A 24,267-nucleotide genomic window follows, 5' to 3' on the forward strand; every position below is an offset into this window, starting at 1 on the left:
TCTAGCATACAAGGTTTCATGCTCGTGTCGTATCTAATTCGTAAGCGGAAAGTGAGGCATCTAGAGGTATGAAAGCAACTGGAATTGTCCGTCGGATAGATGATTTAGGGAGAGTTGTAATCCCCAAGGAAATACGGCGCACCCTACGCATTCGTGAAGGTGACCCTTTGGAAATTTTCGTGGATCGTGATGGAGAAGTCATTCTGAAGAAATACTCACCGATTGGCGAGCTTGGCGATTTTGCGAAGGAATATGCAGAGTCATTATTTGAAAGCACCAATCATGTAGCTCTCATCTCGGATCGAGATAATATCATCGCCATGGCTGGCGGATCCAAGAAGGATTATTTAGAGAAATCCGTTGGGGCGATTATTGAATCCTGTATGGAAAATCGAAAAGCTGTGATTGAAAGCAGTTCAGGACAATTTGAGATCATTAAAGATACCAACGAAACCTTTACCTCCTTCGTAGCAGCGCCGATCGTGGCCGGAGGGGATCCAATTGGTTCGGTTATCTTGATCTCCAAGGACGAGAACGTCAAAATGGGCAATATGGAAGTTAAAATGGTTGAGACTGCCGCAGGATTTCTGGCTAAGCAAATGGAGCAATAAGCACATAAACAACACGAAAGCTTCCTTACGGAGATGGTGATCATCTGTAAGTGAAGCTTTTTTTGTCTGCAATGGCAGATTTCGCTATAATACGTACATGGGAATGATGTCAGCGAAGAGGGGTTAAGCAGAATGGAAGTTACCGGCAAGGAGCAAGATGGGCGACAAGAGGAGCTCCAGAGAAATGCCGGGAAACAGGGGAATAAGCTGTTAAAAGGCGCTGCACTGCTTGGAGGCGCCGCTGTGCTCTCCAAACTATTAGGGACCTTACAGAAGATTCCCTTACAAAACGTGGCCGGGGATGCGGCTTTTGGTATTTATAACGCGGTGTATCCGCTCTATATTTTAATTTTATTTGCAGCCACAGCAGGATTTCCTGTTGCGGTTTCTAAATTTGTTGCCGAACGCGTGATGGAAGGCGATCATCCGGGTGCTAGGCGGATTGTGTATGTCTCGGCTGCCTTATTAATGTTTGCGGGGCTCGTGTTGTTTCTGTTGTTGTATTTTGGCTCAGAAACGATTGCGGGATGGATTGGCATCCATCAGACGGCAACGGCGATTCGTAGTATTTCTTTTGCGCTGCTGCTGTCACCTATGCTTGCTGTTCTGCGGGGGTATTTCCAGGGGTATCAAAATATGGTGCCGACCGCAGTTTCACAGGTTATTGAACAACTCATTCGTGTCATCACGATGGTTGCGTTGCTGCTCTATATGGTCTCGCTCGCCTATGACAATGCTTGGATCGCAGCAGGAGCCACTTTTGGCTCTGTGACAGGCGCAGGAGCGGGTCTGATCGTGATGGCTGTATTTTGGCGAAGAGCACAGCGGTTGGAGCGGGAGAACGGAGCTGGTGGAAGGGAGGTTCTTTCTTCCTGGCAGTGGGCGAAGCGGATTACGTTGTATGCGATTCCTGTTTGCTTAGGTGCTATTGTCATGCCTCTCCTCACACTTGTCGATACGTTCACGATGCCGCGCATGTTGGAAGCTTCGCTTGGCAGTGAGATGGAGGCGATGCGTCAATTTGGTCTGTACAATCGCGGACTGCCGCTCGTTCAGCTTGTAGTGATGATTGCGTCCTCTATGTCAGCGGTACTGGTGCCGGCGATAGCGGAGGCTAAGGCGCGAGGGCAAGAGGAGCGAATTCGCTTTCGAGCGGAAATGTCAATCAGGCTCGCTTGGCTGATTGGTCTTGGCGCCTCGTTCGGGCTAGCGTTCGCGGCTGTGCCGATTAACGTGATGCTGTATACGAGCTCCGAGGCAAGCTGGACGATGGCCGTGTTGGCCTTCACGGCCTTGTTTAGTACCGTGAACGCTGTCAGTGCCAGCGTTCTGCAGGGCGCCGGCGCGATCCGCACGCCGGCCAAAGCGCTGCTCGTTGCCATCGTGCTGAAAGCACTCGGCAACATCTTACTGCTGCCCCGCTGGGGCATCGATGGCGCCGCGCTTAGCGCGGTGATCGCCTACGCCGCTGCCGCGGGGCTGAACCTGGTGCAGCTGCGCCGCAGCACCGGTGTGCGCTTCGCGCTGCGGCCGTACGCCGTCAGTCCCGCGCTGGGCGTGGGACTGATGGGAGGCTGCCTCGCAGCGCTGCAAGGGCTGGCAATGCTCGCTACGGCGGCATGGCATGTGCCTGAGCGATGGAGCGCCAGCGCCATCGCCATTATGGGCGTAGCCGGCGGCGCAGCCGTCTACGCGCTTGCGCTGCTGCGCAGCGGCGGCATCAGCCGCGAGGAGCTGCGGCTGATGCCGGAGCTGGACCGGAAGCTGGCGCCGGTCCTGGCGAAGCTGAGGCCGACGAAGTCTTCCGTCGGCTCGAAGGACTCCAAGTAGCGGCCTGAAAGTGGTTTAGTCCGATTCAACCCACTTCATGGCGACTGTTTGCGATGATTAGCGCCTGTTGTTCGATTCCCCGTCAAATAGATAAAATCGTTACTACGTAGGTAATGCACTTGATTACTGATTTGCCTGCATGAAGATTGCCCGCTTATGGTGACTTCTGCAACTGTGTATATTTGTAAAGCTGCAAATGTGCTGGCTTTTGCCAGAGAAAAATCGATATACCTATCATTCAGGAGGTGTCACCCATGTCAGCAAGCAACCCGTGTATTACCGTCCTTGGACTCGGGACCGGAGACGAAGATCAGCTCACGTTAGGTGTTTGGAAGAAACTCCAATCGGCTGCGAAGTCACAAGCTAAGCTGTTCCTACGCACGAAAGACCATCCGATGGTCCAGCTTTTAGATGCAAACAAAATCCCTTACGAGACCTTTGATGCGAATTACATGTCGAATGAGTCGTTTGAGGGTGTTTACGCGTCCATTGCGGAAGAATTAATCGCTGCTGCGAAAAGTAATTCCCTCGAAGTGCTCTACGCAGTACCAGGTCATCCCATGGTGGCTGAATTTACGGTACAACTGCTCAAACAACGTTGCCCTTCCGAAGGAATTGAGCTGCAAATCACGGGTGGTGAAAGCTTTTTAGACCAAGCGTTCCTGCGCTTTGGTTTTGATCCAATCGATGGCTTTCAGCTGCTTGATGCGACAAGCATCAGCCGTTATGCGCTGAATCCACAGCTGCATACGGTGATTGGGCAGGTGTACGATACCTACACAGCGTCAGACCTGAAAATCAGCCTCATGGATGCGTATCCGGATGAATACCGCGTAGTAGTAGGTCACGCTTTGGGTGTAGCGGGGCAAGAGCAGATCATCGAAGTACCGCTTCATGAGCTGGATCATGTCAAAGGCTACGGCAATCTGTCGCTAGTCTGGGTCCCTCGCAGCGAGCAGGAGGAGCCGTACTATCGCACATTTGGCAAGTTGCATGAGATTGTACAAACGCTGCGCAGTCCAGAGGGCTGTCCGTGGGATCAAGAGCAGACGCACGAAAGTCTGCGTAAGAATCTGATTGAAGAAGCTTACGAAGTGCTGGAAACGATCGATGAGGATGATCCAGAGCACATGTGCGAGGAACTAGGCGATCTTCTTTTGCAAGTGATGCTGCATGCTCAAATGGAAGAGGAAATTGGCACCTTCACCGTATATGATGTGATTGCCACTTTGAATGAGAAGCTGATACGCCGGCATCCGCATGTATTTGGTGAGAACAAGGCGGAAGATGCGGATGAAGCGCTGGTAAACTGGAACGCCATGAAGGCGGAGGAGAAGCGTAAGAAGGGCATTGATGTGACGAAGCAGTCCGTCCTTGATGGCATTCCGCGTGAATTGCCTGGGCTTATGAAGGCATTGAAGCTGCAGAAGAAGGCGGCGACGGTCGGTTTTGACTGGACAGAGCTGGACGATGTGCTTGCGAAGGTGGAAGAAGAGCTCGCTGAACTGCGTGAAGCGATTGCATTGGGGGCGGAAGACGGGGCTCAGGCGCGCCGCGACGAGCTGGGGGATGTTCTTTTTTCCATCGTAAATGTTGCTAGATTCCTCAAAGTAGATCCAGAAGAGGCGCTAGCCCAGACGAACCGCAAATTTATGCAAAGATTTTCCTATATCGAGGAACAACTACGTTTAAGAGAGTTATCTTTTGAACAAACTGGGTTATCAGAGATGGAAAAATATTGGCAGGAAGCAAAAAAAGTTGCAAAACTTGATAGGTCTTAGAAGGATTTTGCCGAAAAAAGCAGAATACTAGACTTGTTGCAAGGTAAAATCATAAGCATGTAACCACAGTTGGTACATAGAAGACCTGATCTTCAAACATTTTGGGAGGTAAAGAAACCACATGAACAAAACAGATTTGATCAACAACATCGCAGAAAAAAGCGGACTAACTAAGAAAGACGTAGAAGTTGTCCTTAACGGATTTCTTGGTGAAGTAACAGACGCTCTTTCATCGGGAGATAAAGTACAATTGATCGGTTTCGGTACTTTCGAAACTCGCAAACGTTCCGGCCGTACAGGTCGCAACCCGCAAACGGGCAACCCAATCGAAATCGCAGAATCCAATGTTCCTGCTTTCAAAGCGGGCAACAAGCTTAAAGACGCTGTAAAATAATGCGGATCGATAAATTTCTCAAAGTGTCTCGTCTAATCAAACGTCGCACCGTTGCGAAGGATGTGTCCGATCAAGGGCGCGTGTGGATTAACGGTCGTGATGCTAAAGCGAGTACGCATGTGAAAGTTGGAGACGAGCTATCCATTCAGTTCGGTCAGAAGAAAGTAACGATCCGCGTAGAGCTTCTTACCGAGTCTACTCGTAAGGAAGATGCTGCCATGATGTATACGCTGCTGAAGGAAGAAGCCTTCCAAACCGAATAAACGGCACATAACGTTAAAGTCCATGATTCCCTTAACGGGAGGTCTTGGGCTTTTTTGTTATGAAATGGTAAGTTCAAGTTCCGCCTGGGCGCCTCTTGCATATCCTACCTAAATGAGAAGTGATGAGGGTGGTGTTAAGATGCATTGGTTTTCTATTGTGGCCATTGGCGTCGCTGCGAATATTGATAATTTGGGCATTGGCTTATCGTTCGGCTCACGAGCAACGAAGGTTCCGTTTCTCTCCAACTTACTTATTGCTCTGCTATCTCTGGTGGCAGCCTATATGGCCATGTCGTTAGGACAATATTTGTCACATGTCATGGCGTCTTCGCATGCGAATCTGATCGGAGGTGTCGTTATCCTTATTCTGGGGGCGTGGGGACTTCGCTCGGGCATCCGACGTTACCGTAGGAATAAAGCGGAGCTGCAACTCGATGAGCAATTTGATGACATGGCCCTCCGTTCAGATAAGGACGGGAATCATGTCATTTCCTGGGGAGAGTCGTTGTCTCTTGGCTTTGCACTATCTATCAATTGTATGGCAAGCGGCTTTGGTGCGGGGGCGAGCGGTGTTTCTCCGGTATTAGCAGCACTTTCAGTGGGTCTGTTTTCCCTTGTGACCGTAGATATCGGAATTCGTATGGGCGGCCAAATCGCCAAATCATGGCTGGGTCAATACGCAGAGATACTGGGATGTCTGTTACTAATCCTCATCGGATGCTATGAAGTGATCGTGTAAACGAGAGCCTCAGCTTGTTCATATTTCTTTATGAAGTTCATAGGGTTGTAGTTCTAAAAAAGGACATCCTCCCATATCGTAATGATAGATGAAGGAGGGGTACAGGCCATGATCGAACCCGTGAAAAACAACAATAAAAGACAAGAAATCAAAATGCTGAATCGCAAGCTCTTGGAGATTTCGGGAGTTTTGAATGTAGAAAGCTTTGATAGCGAAGAGTTCCTCCTTGAAACGGAAATGGGCTACTTGATGATTAAGGGGCAGAATTTGCACATCAAGAACTTGAGCTTGGAGCAAGGATTAGTCGCCATTGAAGGTATTATTCATGAATTAGCCTATGTGGACGGGAACACCCAGGAGAAATCCAAAGGGTTCCTAGGTAAGTTATTTAAGTGACGCTTCACGTTCAGTTTCATACGATTTTCATGATGTTCCTTAGTGGAGTCTGTATAGGGGCCATGTTTGATATATTTCGTGTGCTCTCAGGCAAGCTGCGATTACCGCGATGGACCATCCCGATTGTGGATAGTATCTATTGGATTGTGGCGACAATCCTGGTGTTCAAGATGCTCGTTTACAGTAACGAAGGACAAGTTCGTATCTTTATTTTCCTTGGTATGGGGATTGGTATTTGTTTCTATTTCGCCTTCCTCAGTCCGATCATTATTCGTCTGACACTGATAATTATCCGCATCATTGTGGTGATTTACGGCTTCCTAACGAAGACTGTCGAAATTATCATCATTAAACCGATAATTGGCTTATATCGTCTAACAGTGATAATTTTAGGCTTTTTGCTAGCCGTAGCTATATTCCTTTACAAAATTGTGCTACAATTGCTCTATCCTGTGTGGAGATTATTCCTCTGGATGACTAAGCCTGTACATAAGTACTTGGTGATCCCTGCGTGGTTGAAGAAACTCGTGGGACGCATCATTGCGCTTTATCGCAGGTTATTCTCGAAGTAGGAGGAATTCCTATTCATGCATGCTCAAGCAACCGTTTCAACCAAGCGCATCAGCCGGGTAGGCTCAAAGCGAAGACTGCGTATTCTTCTCATCATCGTCTTATGTTTTCTGAGCTGGGCTGCTGTTAACATCTGGGGGCAGTTCGCCAAGCTGCACGAGAAGAAAAGTGTCGTAGCGAATATGGAGCAACAACTCGTCGATTCCAAGAAGGTGAATGTTGATTTGACGAAGGAAGTCGCACGACTGCATAACGACGAATATTTGGATCAAATCATTCGCCGAGATTTTCATTACAGTAAAACCGGAGAGACGCCGCTAAGCGCCTCGAAGTCGCAATGAGAAAACCTTTACCGACGTAATTCGAAGATGATCGATTGCGTTTAGATGTAGGTTTTATCGCCAATAACAAAGCAATTTTCGGATACCGAAAACTTATACTTTTTTATGTGGTAAAAAACGTTACGAAGAAGTGGCAAATGCCGTGTTGACCGTGGTTTCTCCATCGGTTATAATCGGCGTAGCCAGTGTTTTCAACATTTTAAGGGAGGAACATTTTACTTTATGGCAATTGAAGTTGGCACCAAGTTAGAGGGAAGAGTGACGGGGATTACTCACTTTGGAGCATTCGTCGAGCTTGCTGAAGGAGTTACCGGTCTTGTTCACATTTCGGAGATCGCGGACAATTATGTGAAGGACGTTAATGACCACTTGAAGTTGGAAGACAAGGTAACGGTCAAAGTAATTAACGTGGACAAGGATGGCAAGATCGGACTGTCGATCAAGCAAACGATTGACAAGCCAGTTGAGGAAAGACCAGCTCGTCCTGAACGTACAGGTGGCAGCAGCTATCAAGGACGCCCTAGCGGAGATCGTCCAAGCGGCGGTTATCAAGGTGGTCGCCCAAGCGGTGGCGGAGAACGTAGTGGTCCTCCAAGCGGTGGTCCCGGTGGTGGTGGCGGTCGTCCAGGTGGCGGCGGTGGCTTCAATCGTGGCGGCGGTGGTGGTGGTCGCGGCGGCTTTAACAAGCAGCAAGGCGGAGCTAGACCGTTCTCGTTCGAAGATAAAGTATCTCGTTTCCTTAAAGATAGTGAAGAGCGGATTTCGTCCTTGAAGAAGAACACCGAGTCCAAACGCGGTGGCCGAGGCGGAAGAAGAGACTAATAGATGCAGATCATGAACCACATTCGCTTAAGGCGGGTGTGGTTTTTTACTATGTCATCCTACTTATCCTACTTGTTGAGGATAGGCCAACCTCTGAGAATAACGGGTGTTGGCTTTTTTCACCACATTAGAAAGTATAAATTTTCGGTTCCTGAAAACGTCTTGATAATTGGCGATAAAAACTACCTATAAAACGCGGTCGCACATCCTCGAAGGACTTCGATAGAAGTTTTTCTCATAGAGTTTGAAGCCAAATCGTAGGGCTGTAGATGACAAGCTGCGCAAATCCACGCACAACTGTGCAATTCAATCGACATGGAATTACGGGTATCTCCCTCATATGCGCGGCGAAAGTTCGAGGTATTCAGACTTCTGGAAACGTTTGCAGTGCGAGAAAGCTAGAGTAGGCAAGGGCTGGGAGCTGTTNGAGTTTGAAGCCAAATCGTAGGGCTGTAGATGACAAGCTGCGCAAATCCACGCACAACTGTGCAATTCAATCGACATGGAATTACGGGTATCTCCCTCATATGCGCGGCGAAAGTTCGAGGTATTCAGACTTCTGGAAACGTTTGCAGTGCGAGAAAGCTAGAGTAGGCAAGGGCTGGGAGCTGTTGACAAAAGCTTCAGGATGTGTCGGAAATTTCTTTGAATCTAGCAACTCATTCTGACAAACTTTCTGCTAGATTGTCTCTATACTAGAGAAACAAATAAGGGAAGAAATGGATGGTGTTCAAGAAGATGCAAAGACGAAGCTTAGGCGCGGTGATGGGTGGCGGATGGTCGGGAATTTGGCAGAAGGCGAAAGCGGGTGTTCACAGTGCAGCTGTGGAGAATCGATGGGTACAAGCTTTTGTTGCAAAAAAATGGTCATTACTGCTAATCGTTATGGGCTTCTTGCTAGGTCGTGCAATGATTCTGGAACAGCTATCTCCGTTCGCATTAGCGTTCATCGCAGTTATTTATTTTACAAGAAAAGATATTCTGCACTGGGTAGGTGTTGCGGCATTTGCAGGCAGCTTGCTAGCGGTGAATGGGAATACCGGTTATCTGGTGACGGAAATCATTGTGTTCTTGTTAATTCAGAAGGCACTGGAGAAATACGAGCGATCCGACTTGACGCTAGCACCGATTCTCGTATTCAGCTCAACCTTTCTCGTACAGCTGTTTGCGAAACTGGTGGTATCCAACTTAACCTGGTACACACTCATGATGATTACAGTCGAAGCGTTGCTGAGCTTGGTGCTGACGCTCATCTTTGTACAAGCGATCCCTGTATTCACGCTTACCCGCAAAAACTATCATCTGAAACATGAGGAGATTATTTGTTTAATTATTTTGCTTGCCTCTGTGATGACGGGGACGGTTGGCTGGATTATGGGTCCTGTGACATTAGAGCATGTCCTTTCACGCTATTTAATTCTTCTGTTTGCGCTGGTAGGGGGTGCACCCTTCGGGGCATCTGTTGGGGTCGTGACAGGGCTGATTCTAAGCTTGGCGAGCAGCAGCGCGATTTATCAAATGAGTTTGCTTGCTTTCTCGGGTATGCTTGCGGGCCTACTGAAAGAAGGCAATCGCTTAACAGTTGCTTTTGGGATGCTGTTAGGATCCTCGATCCTTTCCTTCTATATAGGGTCTAGTGTTGATGTAATCAATTCCACATGGGAGTCGCTTGTCGCTGTTGCTCTTTTCCTCTTAACGCCACGGAGCCTCATTCTGATGCTCGCTAAATATGTGCCAGGCACACAAGAAAATCTGAAATCACAGCAGGATTATGCGAAAAGGGTACGAGATGTAACGGCGGGCCGTGTCGAACAGTTCTCAGAGGTGTTCCGGCAGCTGGCGCGCAGCTTTAAGCAGTTAACCACAGAGGATGCGGTGAGCCGCAAGGAGGAGGATGTCGGACATTTCATGAATGCTGTCACACAGAAGACGTGTGAGTCCTGCTGGAAGAAGAGCCAGTGCTGGGACCAGAAGTTTTATCAAACGTACACGTTCATGACGGATATGATGACCCAAATTGAGTCGAAGGAGACGATGACGAAGAAGCAGATTCCGCCAGAGTGGAAGAAAGTGTGTATTCGCACGGAACAGGTGCTAGATGTGATGAAAGGACAATATAGCTTATATAAGAATGACATGCATTGGAAAAAGCAGATCATGGACAGTCGGCATCTCGTTGCCGACCAATTATCTGGCGTTTCACAAGTCATGGAGGACTTGGCGAAAGAAATTAAACGGGAAGGACAGGAGCTCTTCCTCCAAGAGGAGCAAATCCGTAATGCCCTGGAGGAGCTGGGCTTATCTATTCATACCATTGACGTCATTTCCTTAGACGAAGGCAATATCGAGATTGAGATCATCCATCAGTATACGAAGGGATTTGATGAATGCCGTAAAATCATCGCGCCGCTCCTCAGCGAGATCATCGGCGAGAACGTCGCCGTGATGCGGGAGGAGATGCACACGCGCGGCGAGGGCTACAGCACGGTCGTATTCGGCTCCGCCAAGGAATACGAGGTCGAAACCGGGGTCGCCGGGGCAGCCAAGGGCGGCGACCTCTTCTCGGGCGACAGCTACTCCACGGTGGAGCTGGGCAATGGCAAGTATGCCGTTGCGCTGAGCGACGGCATGGGCAACGGCGAGCGCGCGCGGGCAGAGAGCCAGACGGCTCTAAACATCCTGCAGCAGCTGCTGCAGTCGGGGATGGACGAGAAGCTCGCGATCAAGTCGCTGAACTCGGTGTTGATGCTGCGTTCATCTGATGAGATGTACGCTACGGTGGATATGGCGTTGATCGATATGTACAACGCGAACACGACGTTCATGAAGATTGGCTCGACGCCAAGCTTCATCAAGCGCGGGTCGGAGGTCATCGCGATCTCCGCCAATAATTTGCCTGTCGGCATCTTAAGTGAAATTGATGTCGATCTGGTTTCCATTCCGCTGCAGTCTGGCGATATCCTTGTGATGATGACGGATGGCATCTATGATGCGCCGGGTCATGCGGTGAACAAGGAGATGTGGATGAAGCGAATGATCCAAGAAATCGACACTACGCTGCCGCAGGATTTCGCGGACTGCTTGCTGGAGCGTATATTCCGCCATCATCATGGGGAAATCCAGGATGATATGACCGTTGTTGTGGCGCGCTTAGAGAAGCGCCAGCCTGAATGGGCAACGTTCCGTTGGCCGGGGATTACCCGTATGGAGCGTCCGAAGACCGTTAGTTAGCGATAGAGAAAGCCGCACCAGCTCATGTGCTGGTGTGGCTTTTGGAACGAGAAAGGCAGGTTGTGGCATGATTAGGAGAGTGCTTCCCCCGCTGCTCATACTTCTGGGTATCCTCATTTTTCTATATCCGACGTTCAATGATCGATATGAGAGCTATCAGCAGAAGCAAATTTTGAAGCAGTGGCAGGATAACATGCAAGCGATGGATCAAACGATACCGGAGGAGAGTGAGGTTCCAAGCCCGATTGATGCTTTGGTGGCTACTTCTTTGACAGTGCCATCGACGCCAGTGGCTGCTCCAGCCTCTGTGGTGCCGGCCACGAGCACGAGTAGTCCACCTGTTGTGAAACAAGCGACACCGAAGCCCGTACCGATGAAACCAAAGAACATGGAGGGGGTTCTCAGCATCGCAAAAATTGATTTAAAGTTGCCCATTCTAACGGATGCGACGATGGAGAATATGAAAGTGGCTGTGGCTAGCATTGTAAACACGGGGAAGGCGGGGGCAATAGGGAATTATGCGATTGCGGGGCATCGAAATTTAACCTATGGGAAAAATTTCAATCGGCTAGACGAGGTTGAGCCCGGTGATTTGATCGGTGTGGATACCGGGAACAAGCAGTATGTGTATAAAGTGGAGGAAAAGCTGTATGTGCTGCCAACCGATGTATGGGTGTTGCAGGGAAATGATAAAGATCGAGAAATTACGCTAATTACATGCGACCCCATGGTTGATCCAACGCACCGCTTAATTGTGAAAGGGAAGCTTGTAGAATAGTTGAGATGTGTATTGACTTATAGTAAAAAGTTAAACAAGATATTTACAAAACATATGAATGAAGCTCTGTCAAAAATGATACAATATGTATCAATAAGGTAGGTTTTCTTGAATGGAGCAGGGCTGTTCCTGCCTTGAGGAAGTAACATATCTGAATGGGGGTCTAAGAAATGAGGAAGAAGCAGACGAAGGCCATGCTGATTGCTTTACTTATGTTTATGCAATGCATGTATGGCATTACCTTATCTAGTAAGGTAAACGCGACGGAAATATCAAGTAACATCCTGGATAGTGTCACGATGGCGGTGTATGACAGTTCGGGTCAAGTCGTTACAGGGAATGTCTATGACCAAGGTGCTAAGGTGAAGCTGGACTACATGTGGTCTTTGCCGGATGGGCATGGTTACCATGACGGGGATACGTTCTCTTTTACCCTGCCGCAGGAATACCAACTATTTAATGATGTAAGCGGTACACTGAAGACGGATGATAATTCTACGGCGGGGACATTCCATGCGGATAAAGACAGTCACCATGTGGTTGTCACGTTTAACCCCTATATCGAGAGCCATGATGATTTGCATGGAACGCTGACGTTCCAAACGCAATTTGATCGCAGCCAGATTACGGGAACCACCGAGCAAACGATAACGATTCCGATTCGAAGCGGTGAGCAGATCTTCACGATCCATTTCAAGCCTACGGTGACATCGACTATCAGTAAAATGGGCGTTCCCTCCGGCTACAATCCCAAGTCTATTGCTTGGACGGTAGATGTGAATCAAACGCTGGATCAGGTTCAAGATGCCGTCTTGACGGACCCTAATATAGCTGGGCTATCAGCGCCGGCGGCGGTTACGGTTTATCAATTGGCTGTTCAGTTAGATGGTACGGTCGTTCAAGGGGCACAGGTGGATGCCAGCAACTATACTGTGAATACGGACGGAGGGATTCTGACCGTTCATTTCACGAATGGTCCAATAACATCGGCCTACCGCATTCAATATACAACGGACATTACGAATACCGCTGCGACGTCTTTTACGAATACGGCTCAATTCACAGGAAGTAACCAGTCTGCTGTTACCGCATCGTCAACGGTTGCTGTGCGTCGAGGAAGTTTGATTCGCAAAGAGAACACGGACTATCAAGCGAATAAACAGAATGTGTATTGGAGTGTTCTTTACAATGGCGGAGAAGTTCCAATTATCCAAGAGCACGCCTACATCATCGACACCGTCAGCGTGCCGCATCAACTTGTGGATGGATCACTTCATGTCTATCAGGTGACGTTTGATGCTTCGGGCAATGAGATACGTGGCGGTCTGGTGCCTACCGATCAATATACGATTACGCCATCAGGAGAAAGTGGCAATGTATTCAAGCTGCAATTCAACGGTGCTATTTCTTCCGCTTACCGGATTGATTACGAGACCCATGCGACACTTCCGATTCTCGATGACACTACGATTACGAATACAGTAACAACGTGGACACAGGAGTATAGCACGGCCTCGCAGGATATTACGCAAGTTGCACTTATTAAAAACGTAGGAGCTATCGATTACAGCGCGAAAACAGTAGGTTGGAAAATCGAGTTAAACGGCAACAGCCAAGTGATGAACCAAGTTGTTTTGCAGGATACGTTCCCCAATAAAGGCTTGCACCTCGTGGAAAGCACTTTAGTGATAACTAAAGGAACGGAAACATTGGTGAGAGACGTTGATTATAGTTTGAATGTGAATGCAGGTGGTGATGGTTTCAAGGTGACGTTTGCAAATCAGGTGACGGAACCGGTAATCATCAACTATGTAACGGATTTTAGTTTGGATTGGATTGACCCGCCAGGCAGTGCAACGGATTATCATAACGAGGCTCAAATCAACTGGTATGCCTCGAATGAAAATAACTATACGAAGAAAGTTGGAGCCGCCTTTTATCCGCGGGATGAGTACAAGGACAATGGCTTTAAATACGGTTCTTTCAATTTAATGAATAAGCAGCTTACATGGATGGTCGGCATCAATTATCGGGGGAACGAACTTGATTCAGCGAAAGTGGAAGATGTCTTACAACCTAATCAGAAGTTTGTCGAAAACACGTTAGTCGTGTACAACATGATCATATCTGCGGATGGTACGCCGACATTGGGCACAGTTGTAGATCCTTCACGCTATAGTTTTAATGTTGATGATCAAAATAAGCTCATCATTACGTTCCATGAGCCGATTTCAGCAGCGTATAGTATTGTCTTTAATACAAGTCTGGATGGTCAGCTTATTCCTGAAGTGGTTTCCAACACAGCGAAAGTATTTAATGGTACAGCGCAGGTCTCTGGAGATTTAACAGCGAATTTAGGCATACCTCATGGTGGCGAATATGTCACTAAAAATGGCTCGCAAAGCGGAGATAAAATTAACTGGACGATCACTGTGAATCGTGGCCAATCAACGTTATCCGATGCACAGATTGTTGATCATCCGTCAGTAAACCAAGTATTGGTAGAGGATTCTTTTCATTTGTTTAGTACAAATGTAGCTGAGAACGGCGATTTAACCAAGAGTGTGGAACTGATAAAAGGCACTGCGTACACGCTGGATATTGCAACGGATACTCATGGATCCCAGACGTTCCATTTAGCGTTTACGCATCCGATTTCAACCGCTTATGTATTAGAGTATCAGTCGGTCATCGCTGCAAATGATAAAGATACGGTATCGAATGCGGTGGATTTTAGCGGTAACAATGTGACCACCGTAACGAAAGAGACGGTTAAAGAGATAACCGTGGGCGTCTCAACCGGTTCCGGTACAGGGAATGGTGTCCGCGGGTCGTTAGAAGTTAAAAAGCTAGAATCGAATAGAGAAACGGTCCTGAGCGGAGCAATCTACAGTTTGTATCGCGTTTCCGGTGATGCGAGAAATTTGATTCAAACGCAAACAACTAATGAATTGGGAGTAGCGCTCTTTAATGGTCTATTAGCCGGGTCGTATGTGGTAAAAGAAGTGACGGCACCAAGTGGCTATGTGCTTGATACCAGTGATCACCCATTCACGCTGCAGGCTGCTGAGAACAAGAAGCTGACGTTTACGAACGATAGAACGCCGCCACCGACATCAACGCCAACGCCGCCGCCACCGACACCAACACCAACACCAACACCAACACCAACACCAACACCAACACCAACGCCACCACCACCGACATCAACGCCGACACCAACGCCACCACCACCGACACCAACACCAACACCAACACCAAGTATAACCCCGAGCCCGTCAGTTACACCGAACCCAACTCCAAAAGCGTCGCCGCCTGTTGTCACGGTCCCTTCGCCAAAGCCGACTGATTCTGGTGTCGTCGTGCCGCTAGACAAAGAACCTGCTACGCTGCCGGTGACAGGAGAATCTAGTCATTTGTATGTGAAGCTGGCTGGTCTTACATTTGTACTATTTGGTGTTATGTTAGGCAGAAGAGTTCGTCGCAAACGTTAGGTAGCCTGTAACGACGGACTTGTATTGGTTGACGTATGAAGAAGCAGGGGAATCTTCCCTGCTTCTTTCATTTTGAAAACTCTGGAAAATTCTTTGTATCTATCCAGCCATTCTGATAAAATTTCTAGTACATACGTCTGGGGCAAAGTGGCTGACAGCTATGGGGAAGCCAAGATGAGGTGATAGGTTGCGGGCATTGTTAGTAGATGATGAACCGTTGGCGTTACGGAGTATGGAGAAGCTGCTGGAAGTACAAAACGATGTGGATATCATTGCAGCGTTAGTAGATCCCAGGGAAGCGATACGAATTGTAGAGCAACAACGCTTGGATGTTATTTTTGTCGATCTGGAAATGCCGGAAATCGGGGGCATGGAGTTGGCGGAGCAGCTATATAGGCTGCAACCGGACCTTCATATCGTATTCGTGACGGCGTTTCATCAATATGCAGTTGAGGCCTTTGAACTGCACGCGCTGGATTATGTACTGAAGCCTGTATTTGCTGATCGTTTGAATAAGACGCTAGACAGATTACGCAAGGTGCTAGCCAAATCCAAGATATCCTCAAGGTCAATCGTGAAAGTGCAGTTAAACTGTTTTCAATCATTGCATTGGCTAAGTGGGAATGAGGATGTGAGGAACTTCTCGTGGCGCACAAGCAAAACGCAGGAGTTATTCACTTTCCTTGTACATCACCGTCGTGGGCCTGTTATACGTAAGGAGTATCTAATTGAGTTGCTATGGCCAGAGCAGGAGATGACACGTGCTTCTGTGCAATTACATACAGCTGTCTATCAGCTTCGCAAAATGTTGAAAATTCAAGGGCTTTCGATTCAGGTTGTCTATGAACAAGAAGGATATCGCTTGCAATTTGACAATGTTTTCGTAGATGTCGACATGTGGGAACACGAGCTGCTGCATGCTCCGGAGTTGAGTGTGTCAACGGTGAGTACCTACAAAGCGTTATTGGCCATTTACAAAGGTGATTATCTCGGGGAGTCATCGTTTGAGTGGGCAGAAGCGGAGAGAGAACGGTTGCGTCTTGTCAGGCTGCATCATCTTCAACGTGTAGCAGATTTTTGTCTGAAAATGGGACTGCTAAACGATGCTAGCGAACTCTATCGGCTGATGAAGGAGCAATATCCGCTTGTGGAAAGCGGCTATTATGGACTCATGCAAGTGTATGTTCTATCTAATCATTTTGCTGATATCAAATTGATGTATGAGGAGCTGCGCTCCCGCCTAGAGGAAGAGCTAGCCATAATGCCAAGTCCTACCCTGACAAAGTGGTATCACGATACTTTTGAACTAGTTAAGAAACAAAACGTTTGACTTTGGTCTTGCAAGTGGTAAGATAGACTTATATTTTAGTAGAATTTAACTTTTTGAAAAAGGCAAACCTGTCGAAAGGCAGGGACGCAAAGCCACGAGTCTAAAGCATTCGCTATGATCGTCGGGCCGCCAAGAGGTAGCAGAGCATTCTATCCTCTTTTGGCTTCATTACAAAGGAGGTTTTTTGTCATGCGCAACAAGTTTAATGTATCAATTGCACTATTCGTATTGGTCATGTTCCTCATTTCGACAACGACTGCATATGCAGCATCAGGTAGTGATAGTTCCACTAGCGTGGCAGTTGCGGCTAAGGATGTAACTGAATTAGAAGCAACGATTCAAAGTGAGTTGGCGAAGAAGCCTGAAGTCATCACCATCCTTTTTACAGCCAAAGCGCCGAAAGACGCCACAAGCTATTTGCAAGGTGTGAAGGATGCGATTCAGCATGCGCAGAGCAGTTTGAACGAAGAACTGTACTGGAACATGAAGAGTCTCTCTTACAAAATGAAGGGCAGTATCGGGAACCTGAAGATTACCTTGGAGCCTTCATATTTGACAACTAACGAACAGGATCAATTCGTGAATGAGGAAGTCGATCGTATCTTAGATAAGATTCTTACATCGAAGATGACCCCGTTTGAGAAAGAAAAAGCGATTCACGACTATGTCGTTTCGCACACCTCTTATGAGGATTTAGGTGAAATTGGTCATACGGCCTATTCGGCTTTATATAACAACAAAGCAGTCTGCCAGGGGTACGCGATTCTTACGAACATGCTGCTTGGTAAAGCGGGGATTGAAAGCCATCTGGTTGTAGGCTATATCAATGACGATCCTGATCAATCCCATATGTGGAATGAAGTAAAAATCGATGATAACTGGTACATGCTCGACACAGTCTTCGACGATCCGACACCGGATCATCCGGGTGTTCAATCGACAGACTATTTCAATGTAACGAATGAAGCCCTCTCTGCGATGGGGCATACATGGGAAGTAAATGACTATCCAGTTGCGGATACGGTCTATCATAAATAAAAAAGGAGCCCTAGGGCTCCTTTTTTTTGACGGCATGCACAACTAAACGTGTGTCATCGGTCTCGTTGCTGCAAGTGACGAGGGTGAGGATTTCATCTTTTACCGTAGGGAGAACATCCGTCGTATACAGTGATTTTTGGCGATATTCTTTCAAGGCACGTTGAAATGTTTGATCGTTCTCATAGGAAGTTTCAACCGTATCGCGTGTAGCGTCAATCGTGTATACGGCGAATACGTCCCAGGTGGTTTCCTTGTCTGCTAAGTCAAGCTGAATACTGTGGTGTTCCTTGTAGAAGGCTTCCTTCTTGAAATTACCCAAACTGCCAAACATCGTACCGTCAATCATGTTATGCCCGTAAATAACAATATTTCGCTGAGGACGCGTCCAATCAATGCGATAATCCATAAAAATACTGCCGTAAATCGATGGTTTCCCCCCTGCATCGGTATGCAAGTAATAGTCGTTATCCTCATGTTGAACAACTGGATAATCAATGCGGGCCCCGTCGACGTGAAGCCAACCTATGATTTCTTTGTTTATCCTAGTTAAGGCTTTTAGCTTCTCGCGTATAGGAATCGGCGTAACCTGGGGTTCTACTGGTTTTGGAAGTTCGGTTGCCGGACTGCCCTGCGGGAAAGGTGTAACAACGGATTGAGGCTGCACATTCGCATGATAGAGCTGAGAGAGCTGATGGCTAAGCGTAACGGATTGCTTGCTCTCCTTATGAAGCTTGTACGCATCTAAACTGATGAAGGAGATGCCGCCTACAAGTAAAAGGGAGGCAAGCCCGTACCAAAGTGCATAAGATTTCGTTGTTGACACGGACTTTTGCTTCACCATGTGTCCTGCAAGCCTCCTTAATCGGTCGGGGTAAAAAGAAGGGGCACATCATGTGCCCCTTTCATTCTTATTTAGATCTATTTCTGCGCTGCTGCCAGCGCGTGGCACCAAAGACGCTTATTCCCGCAAGCACCATAGCAAGTCCAGCTAAATAGATGGAGCTGTATGCTTGTTGGCCTGTTTTAGGAACAAGTGAATTGGTGTTTCCTTTGTTCTTACCTTTAGGCAAGACATTCACTTGGATATCCACATAGGAAAGGGTGTCATCAGGCTCTTTAATTGCAATGGTGAACGTGTCAGTCCCATTAAAGCCCTCTTTCGGTGTATAGATCCATTTGCCGTCGTCTGTGAGTTCAACATCGCCGTTTTCTGGTTTGGCAGAGACGGTGTTCTCGGTATTCGGCGTAACTTTAGGGATGACACCTTCCACTGACGTATCTTCGTCTGTTGTGACGGGTGCGGAAGGTGTCGGCTCAGGAGCCGGTGTAGGCTTCACGCTAGGCGCAGGTGTTACTCCTGGTGTCGGCGTAGGCCCTGGAGTTGTTGTCGGCTTAGGTGTAGGCGTAATGCTCGGTGTCGGTGTTGGCGATGGTGACGGCGGAATATAAGGTGTATACGCATAAATCCCAGCATCAATGGTACGATCGTCATCACCTGACTTGAGAACAATACCCGTTACGCGACCTGAACTATTAGGATTGGAATCGACTGCACGGTCCGAACCGGACAGACTAATTGTAAATAAATGGTTACTAACAGGAGTAAAGGCGACATCATACGAGCCTGGCTCGAGATTATCGAATAAGTAGTACCCGTTGGCATCAGTTACGGCAGTAGCTACAGTAACAGTTGGACTGGAAGTGAGATAGAGCTTTACGGTCATATTAGCAAAACCAAGCTCTGTTGGGTCTTGCAAGCCATTGACATTGGAGTCAACGAATACCCGGTCTCCCAGTTTAGCGAGTTTGTAGAAACCAGCACCAATGGTCAAATCATTAACTGTTGTAAGCAGAGAAATCGTATGACTGAGTCCTGTCGTTAAGTCACGGTCTGAGTCTTTGCTATCGTCACTGCCAACATTCACAGGGCTCTCTTTATAGCCTGCAGGTTTAATGAATTTCACTTGATAACTGCCGGTATTCAAAAGGTTTGTAAAAAGATAACGTCCCCCAGCATCGGTTGTTTGGGTATCAAGCAATGTCGCTGTACCTGCTTGATACAGCTCGACCGTTACACCAGGAATACCAGGCTCCCCAGCATCTTGTACGCCATTCGCGTTAAGATCGTCCCAGACAATGTCCCCGAGAGAGCCATCTGTCAGCAGATAAAGTCCGGCATCAACGGTAATGTTGTCATCGCCAGAAGATAAGGAGATATAACCTGTTTTACCAGTCGTAGGATCAGCATCTGAATCCAAGGTGATGTCGCCGCCCTGATTTTTAGCAGATAGGCCATATCCTTGTGGTTTCACGAATTCTACAATATAACTGCCCGGATCTAACCCTGTAAATTTATAAAGGCCTGCTACATCTGTGGTTTGTGTAGCTATGATGTGCGCAGGATCCAAAGCTTTATACAGGTTAACAACGATCCCTGGCACAGGATCTTCGCCTGCATCTTGAATGCCGTTCTTATTGGCATCAAGGAAGACTTTATCGCCAAGACTAGCTGGTCTAAATAACCCAGCATCAAAGGTGTAATCACGTCCACCATCCAGAAGTGTAATACCGCTGACCGTAGCCTCGGCGTCTTCCCTTAATGTAAAGACGGCATCACTATCTTTCGCATCATCCCCTCCAGTGTTAGAAGGAGAGAAGAAGTCGTATGTGGTTGGCCTTGTGAACTTTACAACATAACTACCAGGAAGCAGATTGGAGAAATTATAAATGCCACTGCCATTCGTTGTTGTTGTGAATAGCGCAGTAGCAAGATCTCCAGCATCGAATAGCTTGACGGTAACGCCAGAGATACCAGGTTCACCTGCATCTTGAACACCGTTAGCATTTCGATCATACCACACAAGATCACCAATTTCACCAAGGTAGAAACCAGCATCAACAGAATGATCTTGTTGTCCTGAAGTGAGTGCGATCGAATGGCTGAAACCAGTTATGACGTCGCGGTCAGAATCCTTGGCATCATCAGCACCCTGATCTTTAAGGGTAGGTTTGTAACCAGTTGGATTCATGAACTGTACGGTGTAATTGCCTGGATCCAACTGAGGAAATAGATACTTTCCTGAAGCGTCAGTTGTTGTTGTGGCAATAGCCGTCGTCAGATCGGATGATTTAAAAAGTTTGACGGTGGCCCCGCTAATACCAGGTTCACCACTATCCTGCTTCCCGTTGGCGTTGACATCATTCCAAACGAAATCACCAATTTCACCCTTGGTATAAATACCTGCATCGAGTGTCATATTGCTCGTATTGGCAGGTAAAAAGGTGTGGACTCGATACGTTTTGGATGCCGAATCGTATAGGGCGAAATCGCTATCCGTTGCATCAGTCGCAGCCGGATTATCTTGAGGTGACAGGAAGTAGCCACCGCTTGGCATAACGAATTCCACTGTATAGTCATCCGCGGCGAGGTCAGGGAATTCATAATAGCCTGGCTTATTGGTGCCATGTTCATTACCCGTTCTCGTGTAAGCAATCCGCGTTGTAGGAGCGGAAGTGCGATACAGGTTCACCAGCACACCGTTGATGCCAGCTTCCCCAGCATCTTGTTTGCCATCGGCATTTTTATCTACCCATATAAAATCACCAAGATTACTTGTTAAAGCTGGATCTACGCCTTCGACAAGGAAACCAACCTTGATGGGTTCGGATGGTAGGAAGGCTTGTGGTCCGCCCTCATCTGGATAGGTAGCCCCGTAACCGAAGGAGTTCCAAGCGATCTGGTTTCTCGGTGCGCTAACGGGCGCACGCATGTCCCACTCTAATGTAACGGACTGTCCTTGGTTTAAGGAAAGGGTGCCGAAATCAAACTTTAATGCTTTTACCGTTGTGATATCCGCTGGAGGTGTTAGCTTCCAATCACTGGTGTCAGCAGTTGCGCGGTGAAGCGGATCGGAAATTTCGCTGACATCCGGGGCATCCTTGGTCGAGTAATAGACTTTGATTTCCGAACTTTGATTGCTTAGCGGAGCACCGTTCGGACCTGTTACGTTATTGACAAGATAAGGTCTCCAATCCGAATTTCGTCCATTGGTATCGACAACGCCGGTATCCCCGATACGTGGCAGCTTATCGATGATCACGATATTCGAGATCGGTCCGTTGGAGCTGTTATTGCTTACAACCAATTGATACATAGCTTTTCCGCCCGGGAGCGTCTTTCCGTAAGCCGGGTACTTGGAGAAGCCGCTGTCGAGCTCACCTTTTACCCATTTGACGGATTCAAGGGAGCCGATGAACTTCACATAGATGTTCGCCGTATCGGAAACAAATTTCGTTGTTGTCCCATTTCCATCCCAGTCGTTACTATCAAGAACAGTAGGGATGTCACTTCGGAAGTTATCTGTAACAGCACTAGCGGCATACATGGTATTGCCAAATGTACCATTGAGCGTGTGCGTTTTGACTTTGCCGCTAATCTTCACATCAATGTAATCCCCAGGCTGCAGGACGGCACCTGTGAATGTCCAGTTATAGACCGAATAAGTGACAGAACCGACAGTAGGTGTCGTGTGTGTAAAACTCAATGTTCCACTCGTGTGAGCATGGGATTGATCGGTACTTACAACAGTAAAGTCTTCCAATTGTGTTTCTGGGAAGAAGTCTAGAATAGTCGGTGAAGTCAAATCACCGGTAGCATAAGCATGATTCTGCACCCTTAAATTATAGGTCGCCGTCTGTCCCTCTCTTAGGGAAGAGCTGCCGACAACAGACTTATCAGCTAGAATCCAAGGCTTAGGATCTACGACCTTAATTGAGACGGTATCTGTACTGCTCAAAGTTGGAGTAGCGAGATAAGTTGCGGTTAACGTTGCTGTATTTGGGATCACTTGATTGACTACAACGGCAGCAGCATTATGGTCCGTACTCAGTAATTGGCCATAGACGTGAATATCAGATGCGATTCGGAACCCTGCAGGAGCAGAATCATACACCCACTGTACCTTCGAGACGAAATCTCCGACTCCAAAACCTAAAGCAGAGACAGGTAGATCCTGATTACTGCTTGTGCTCAGCCCAGTACCGCTGACCCAGTTGTACCAGGTAGTAGAATCGTTGTTCTTTTGATATCTAACCGATACATGCACGCCGGTATTATTCACATAGGAACCGGTGGTTACCTTGGTCAAATCAATCTGTGGGGGAATCGCGTCCTCCACAATCAGGGTATCCAAGGGTACATTACCGCTGTTACCGAAATTATTAATTTTGTAATTAACAAGCTGGCCAAGGGCATATTCATCATTCGATTGACGAGCATCCTTATTAATACCGTAAATACCCGGTGTCGGAGCAGCGAGAAGGTGCGTTACGCTAGCGATATTAGTAGTAAGTACAGTGTTCGCTAAACTGGTCCCAGCTGCATAAACGGAGTTCGTAACGGAGTTGCCGACGGCAAAGCCTGAGCTGGCCGGGAATCTCAAGACAACATTGTAGGTCATTTCTTGGCCGACATGTAAGGTAGGAATTGTCCAGTACACACTTCCGTACACGGAATCGTATACACCGCCGCCGGTAGCTGAAACAAACTCAGAATTAGGTGGCAACGTATCATAAACACCAACGCTGTTAATGTTCGACCCACCTAAGGTGCTATTGCCAGTTAACTTCACCTCATATGTGACATCGCTATCTAATGAAGGATTAACTGTAGGAACGATTTTACTCTTCGCAATGTGCCAATCAGGTGCATTCAGCGTAGCTGTAACAGCTTGTGCTGTCGATGAAGTAGGAATGCCGTTAGTAGCCGTTGCAGTAGCGGTATTCAGAGCGACATCACCTTGTTGGGTGACACCTTCTTTGAATTTCGCTCGCAGCTTTAGCACGCCTGTTCTACCTGCAGGTAGAAGGGGAATCATGTTGAACTTTACCGTGCCGGCCACCGCAGACACAGAGGCGACATCTGCCGTTGTATCAACGTCGATGTAGTCGAGTGTGGATGGCAAGACATCTGTGATCAGCATGTCCACTGCATCGTCCGTCGTGCTCGGGTTCGCATACTTAATTGTATACGTGATCGTTTCACCGGGCTTAGCCGTCGTTTTATCAACCGACTTCTCCAGTGTTAGCGCGATCGGTGCGGCAAAGACGACGAAATTGTAATAAGGCAGCACGCCCAAAGAAAGGGCTAAGAGTAAGAAAAGAACCTTTTTTGGAAACCGAAGAAAGGTTTTCTTTCTTTTCGAGCGAGATAAACGATACATTACATTGTCCCCCAAATCCATTAACATGAGCTGGCAATGTATTTTCTAATGCAAAAATAGTCCAACTGCATGTTTCGTAAATGATTTTAAATCCTTATGTAGAAGCTAAGCTGTCGATGAATGATGAATTATAGCATAGAAATTAAGTCTCACCTCCTATGAAAAATGATAATTTTATAGATTTTTATATAGGTATTTATACCTAGTGATCTATTGAATATAGTCTATAACAGATCTTTCCTACTGTACATGACAGAACTGAACAAATTCTGAACAAATCTCTTAACATATGACAGTTTTCTTTAAAATCCTACAAATGACCTGAATCTCTATTAGATGAAATGTGGGCTCGATCCCTTGGTCCCAGGATGATTAGACGCTCTCATAAATGGAAAAACTAGGATGGAAACTAGTAGAGAGCTAATCTT

Annotated in this window: 17 protein-coding genes and 1 riboswitch; of the genes, 15 read left to right on the forward strand and 2 right to left on the reverse strand. The window is 47.4% G+C overall.

The genetic code is table 11. The features are described 5' to 3' along the window. The first annotated feature begins 68 nt into the window (after positions 1 to 68). The 15 genes from spoVT to A8709_RS19795 all read left to right on the forward strand — a co-directional run bounded on the left by spoVT (position 69) and on the right by A8709_RS19795 (position 17,618). Complete coding sequence (spoVT, locus tag A8709_RS19725) at positions 69 to 611, forward strand: stage V sporulation protein T (protein WP_065854327.1); 543 nt, start codon at positions 69 to 71, stop codon at positions 609 to 611. 132 nt (positions 612 to 743) lie between these two features. After that, complete coding sequence (locus A8709_RS19730) at positions 744 to 2,441, forward strand: putative polysaccharide biosynthesis protein (protein ID WP_065854329.1); 1,698 nt, start codon at positions 744 to 746, stop codon at positions 2,439 to 2,441. Positions 2,442 to 2,695: 254 nt separating this feature from the next. Then, the gene (yabN, locus tag A8709_RS19735; protein WP_065854331.1) at positions 2,696 to 4,222 is read left to right on the forward strand and encodes a bifunctional methyltransferase/pyrophosphohydrolase YabN; all 1,527 of its coding nucleotides are present in this window, start codon (positions 2,696 to 2,698) and stop codon (positions 4,220 to 4,222) included. A 121-nt stretch (positions 4,223 to 4,343) separates the two neighbouring features. Next, positions 4,344 to 4,616, forward strand: a complete 273-nt coding sequence (locus A8709_RS19740) for an HU family DNA-binding protein (RefSeq protein ID WP_028557378.1) — start codon at positions 4,344 to 4,346, stop codon at positions 4,614 to 4,616. Next, positions 4,616 to 4,879: an RNA-binding S4 domain-containing protein gene (locus A8709_RS19745; RefSeq protein WP_065854333.1), complete on the forward strand. Its 264-nt coding sequence runs from the start codon at positions 4,616 to 4,618 to the stop codon at positions 4,877 to 4,879. The genes A8709_RS19740 and A8709_RS19745 overlap by 1 nt, the downstream gene beginning before the upstream one ends. Positions 4,880 to 5,018: 139 nt before the next feature. After that, on the forward strand, positions 5,019 to 5,618 hold the full coding sequence (locus A8709_RS19750; protein WP_065854335.1) for a manganese efflux pump: 600 nt from the start codon (positions 5,019 to 5,021) through the stop codon (positions 5,616 to 5,618). A gap of 108 nt (positions 5,619 to 5,726) precedes the next feature. Beyond that, complete coding sequence (yabP, locus tag A8709_RS19755) at positions 5,727 to 6,014, forward strand: sporulation protein YabP (RefSeq protein ID WP_028557380.1); 288 nt, start codon at positions 5,727 to 5,729, stop codon at positions 6,012 to 6,014. After that, positions 6,011 to 6,586 carry a spore cortex biosynthesis protein YabQ gene (gene yabQ / locus A8709_RS19760; protein ID WP_065854337.1) on the forward strand — a complete coding sequence of 192 codons (576 nt, stop codon included), beginning with the start codon at positions 6,011 to 6,013 and terminating at the stop codon, positions 6,584 to 6,586. The genes yabP and yabQ overlap by 4 nt, the downstream gene beginning before the upstream one ends. A gap of 15 nt (positions 6,587 to 6,601) precedes the next feature. After that, complete coding sequence (locus A8709_RS19765; protein WP_084225177.1) at positions 6,602 to 6,925, forward strand: FtsB family cell division protein; 324 nt, start codon at positions 6,602 to 6,604, stop codon at positions 6,923 to 6,925. A 222-nt stretch (positions 6,926 to 7,147) separates the two neighbouring features. Further along, positions 7,148 to 7,747, forward strand: coding sequence for a S1 domain-containing RNA-binding protein (locus A8709_RS19770; RefSeq protein ID WP_065854339.1), 600 nt, complete (start codon positions 7,148 to 7,150; stop codon positions 7,745 to 7,747). A 765-nt stretch (positions 7,748 to 8,512) separates the two neighbouring features. After that, entirely contained in the window at positions 8,513 to 10,978 is a 2,466-nt protein-coding gene (gene spoIIE / locus A8709_RS19775; protein WP_425262339.1) for a stage II sporulation protein E, read from the forward strand. A 67-nt stretch (positions 10,979 to 11,045) separates the two neighbouring features. Next, positions 11,046 to 11,756: a sortase gene (locus A8709_RS19780; RefSeq protein WP_065854341.1), complete on the forward strand. Its 711-nt coding sequence runs from the start codon at positions 11,046 to 11,048 to the stop codon at positions 11,754 to 11,756. Positions 11,757 to 11,926: 170 nt separating this feature from the next. Further along, entirely contained in the window at positions 11,927 to 15,250 is a 3,324-nt protein-coding gene (locus A8709_RS19785) for a collagen binding domain-containing protein (RefSeq protein ID WP_065854343.1), read from the forward strand. Positions 15,251 to 15,437: 187 nt separating this feature from the next. Beyond that, complete coding sequence (locus tag A8709_RS19790; RefSeq protein ID WP_065854345.1) at positions 15,438 to 16,580, forward strand: response regulator; 1,143 nt, start codon at positions 15,438 to 15,440, stop codon at positions 16,578 to 16,580. Positions 16,581 to 16,631: 51 nt separating this feature from the next. Further along, a riboswitch (cyclic di-GMP riboswitch) is annotated at positions 16,632 to 16,714 on the forward strand. A gap of 55 nt (positions 16,715 to 16,769) precedes the next feature. After that, positions 16,770 to 17,618, forward strand: a complete 849-nt coding sequence (locus tag A8709_RS19795; RefSeq protein ID WP_065854347.1) for a transglutaminase domain-containing protein — start codon at positions 16,770 to 16,772, stop codon at positions 17,616 to 17,618. Between the two features lie 10 nt (positions 17,619 to 17,628). Here the strand turns inward: A8709_RS19795 and srtB are convergent, their stop codons facing one another. Together srtB and A8709_RS19805 are read right to left on the reverse strand one after the other, a co-directional pair. Next, on the reverse strand, positions 17,629 to 18,459 hold the full coding sequence (srtB, locus tag A8709_RS19800) for a class B sortase (protein WP_084225179.1): 831 nt from the start codon (positions 18,457 to 18,459) through the stop codon (positions 17,629 to 17,631). A 67-nt stretch (positions 18,460 to 18,526) separates the two neighbouring features. Next, positions 18,527 to 23,839, reverse strand: coding sequence for an SdrD B-like domain-containing protein (locus tag A8709_RS19805; protein WP_065854349.1), 5,313 nt, complete (start codon positions 23,837 to 23,839; stop codon positions 18,527 to 18,529). Positions 23,840 to 24,267 lie beyond the last annotated feature (428 nt).

It is taken from the genome of Paenibacillus pectinilyticus, assembly GCF_001700435.1.
In the GTDB taxonomy this organism is placed as follows: Bacteria; Bacillota; Bacilli; order Paenibacillales; family NBRC-103111; genus Paenibacillus_E; species Paenibacillus_E pectinilyticus.

Bases quoted from the DNA above. Each gene is read 5' to 3' on its own strand.
- spoVT (WP_065854327.1), top strand. From the start codon at position 69: ATGAAAGCAACTGGAATTGTCCGTCGGATAGATGATTTAGGGAGAGTT.
- A8709_RS19730 (WP_065854329.1), top strand. From the start codon at position 744: ATGGAAGTTACCGGCAAGGAGCAAGATGGGCGACAAGAGGAGCTCCAG.
- yabN (WP_065854331.1), top strand. From the start codon at position 2,696: ATGTCAGCAAGCAACCCGTGTATTACCGTCCTTGGACTCGGGACCGGA.
- A8709_RS19740 (WP_028557378.1), top strand. From the start codon at position 4,344: ATGAACAAAACAGATTTGATCAACAACATCGCAGAAAAAAGCGGACTA.
- A8709_RS19745 (WP_065854333.1), top strand. From the start codon at position 4,616: ATGCGGATCGATAAATTTCTCAAAGTGTCTCGTCTAATCAAACGTCGC.
- A8709_RS19750 (WP_065854335.1), top strand. From the start codon at position 5,019: ATGCATTGGTTTTCTATTGTGGCCATTGGCGTCGCTGCGAATATTGAT.
- yabP (WP_028557380.1), top strand. From the start codon at position 5,727: ATGATCGAACCCGTGAAAAACAACAATAAAAGACAAGAAATCAAAATG.
- A8709_RS19765 (WP_084225177.1), top strand. From the start codon at position 6,602: ATGCATGCTCAAGCAACCGTTTCAACCAAGCGCATCAGCCGGGTAGGC.
- A8709_RS19770 (WP_065854339.1), top strand. From the start codon at position 7,148: ATGGCAATTGAAGTTGGCACCAAGTTAGAGGGAAGAGTGACGGGGATT.
- spoIIE (WP_425262339.1), top strand. From the start codon at position 8,513: ATGGGTGGCGGATGGTCGGGAATTTGGCAGAAGGCGAAAGCGGGTGTT.
- A8709_RS19780 (WP_065854341.1), top strand. From the start codon at position 11,046: ATGATTAGGAGAGTGCTTCCCCCGCTGCTCATACTTCTGGGTATCCTC.
- A8709_RS19785 (WP_065854343.1), top strand. From the start codon at position 11,927: ATGAGGAAGAAGCAGACGAAGGCCATGCTGATTGCTTTACTTATGTTT.
- A8709_RS19795 (WP_065854347.1), top strand. From the start codon at position 16,770: ATGCGCAACAAGTTTAATGTATCAATTGCACTATTCGTATTGGTCATG.
- srtB (WP_084225179.1), bottom strand. From the start codon at position 18,459: ATGGTGAAGCAAAAGTCCGTGTCAACAACGAAATCTTATGCACTTTGG.
- A8709_RS19805 (WP_065854349.1), bottom strand. From the start codon at position 23,839: ATGTATCGTTTATCTCGCTCGAAAAGAAAGAAAACCTTTCTTCGGTTT.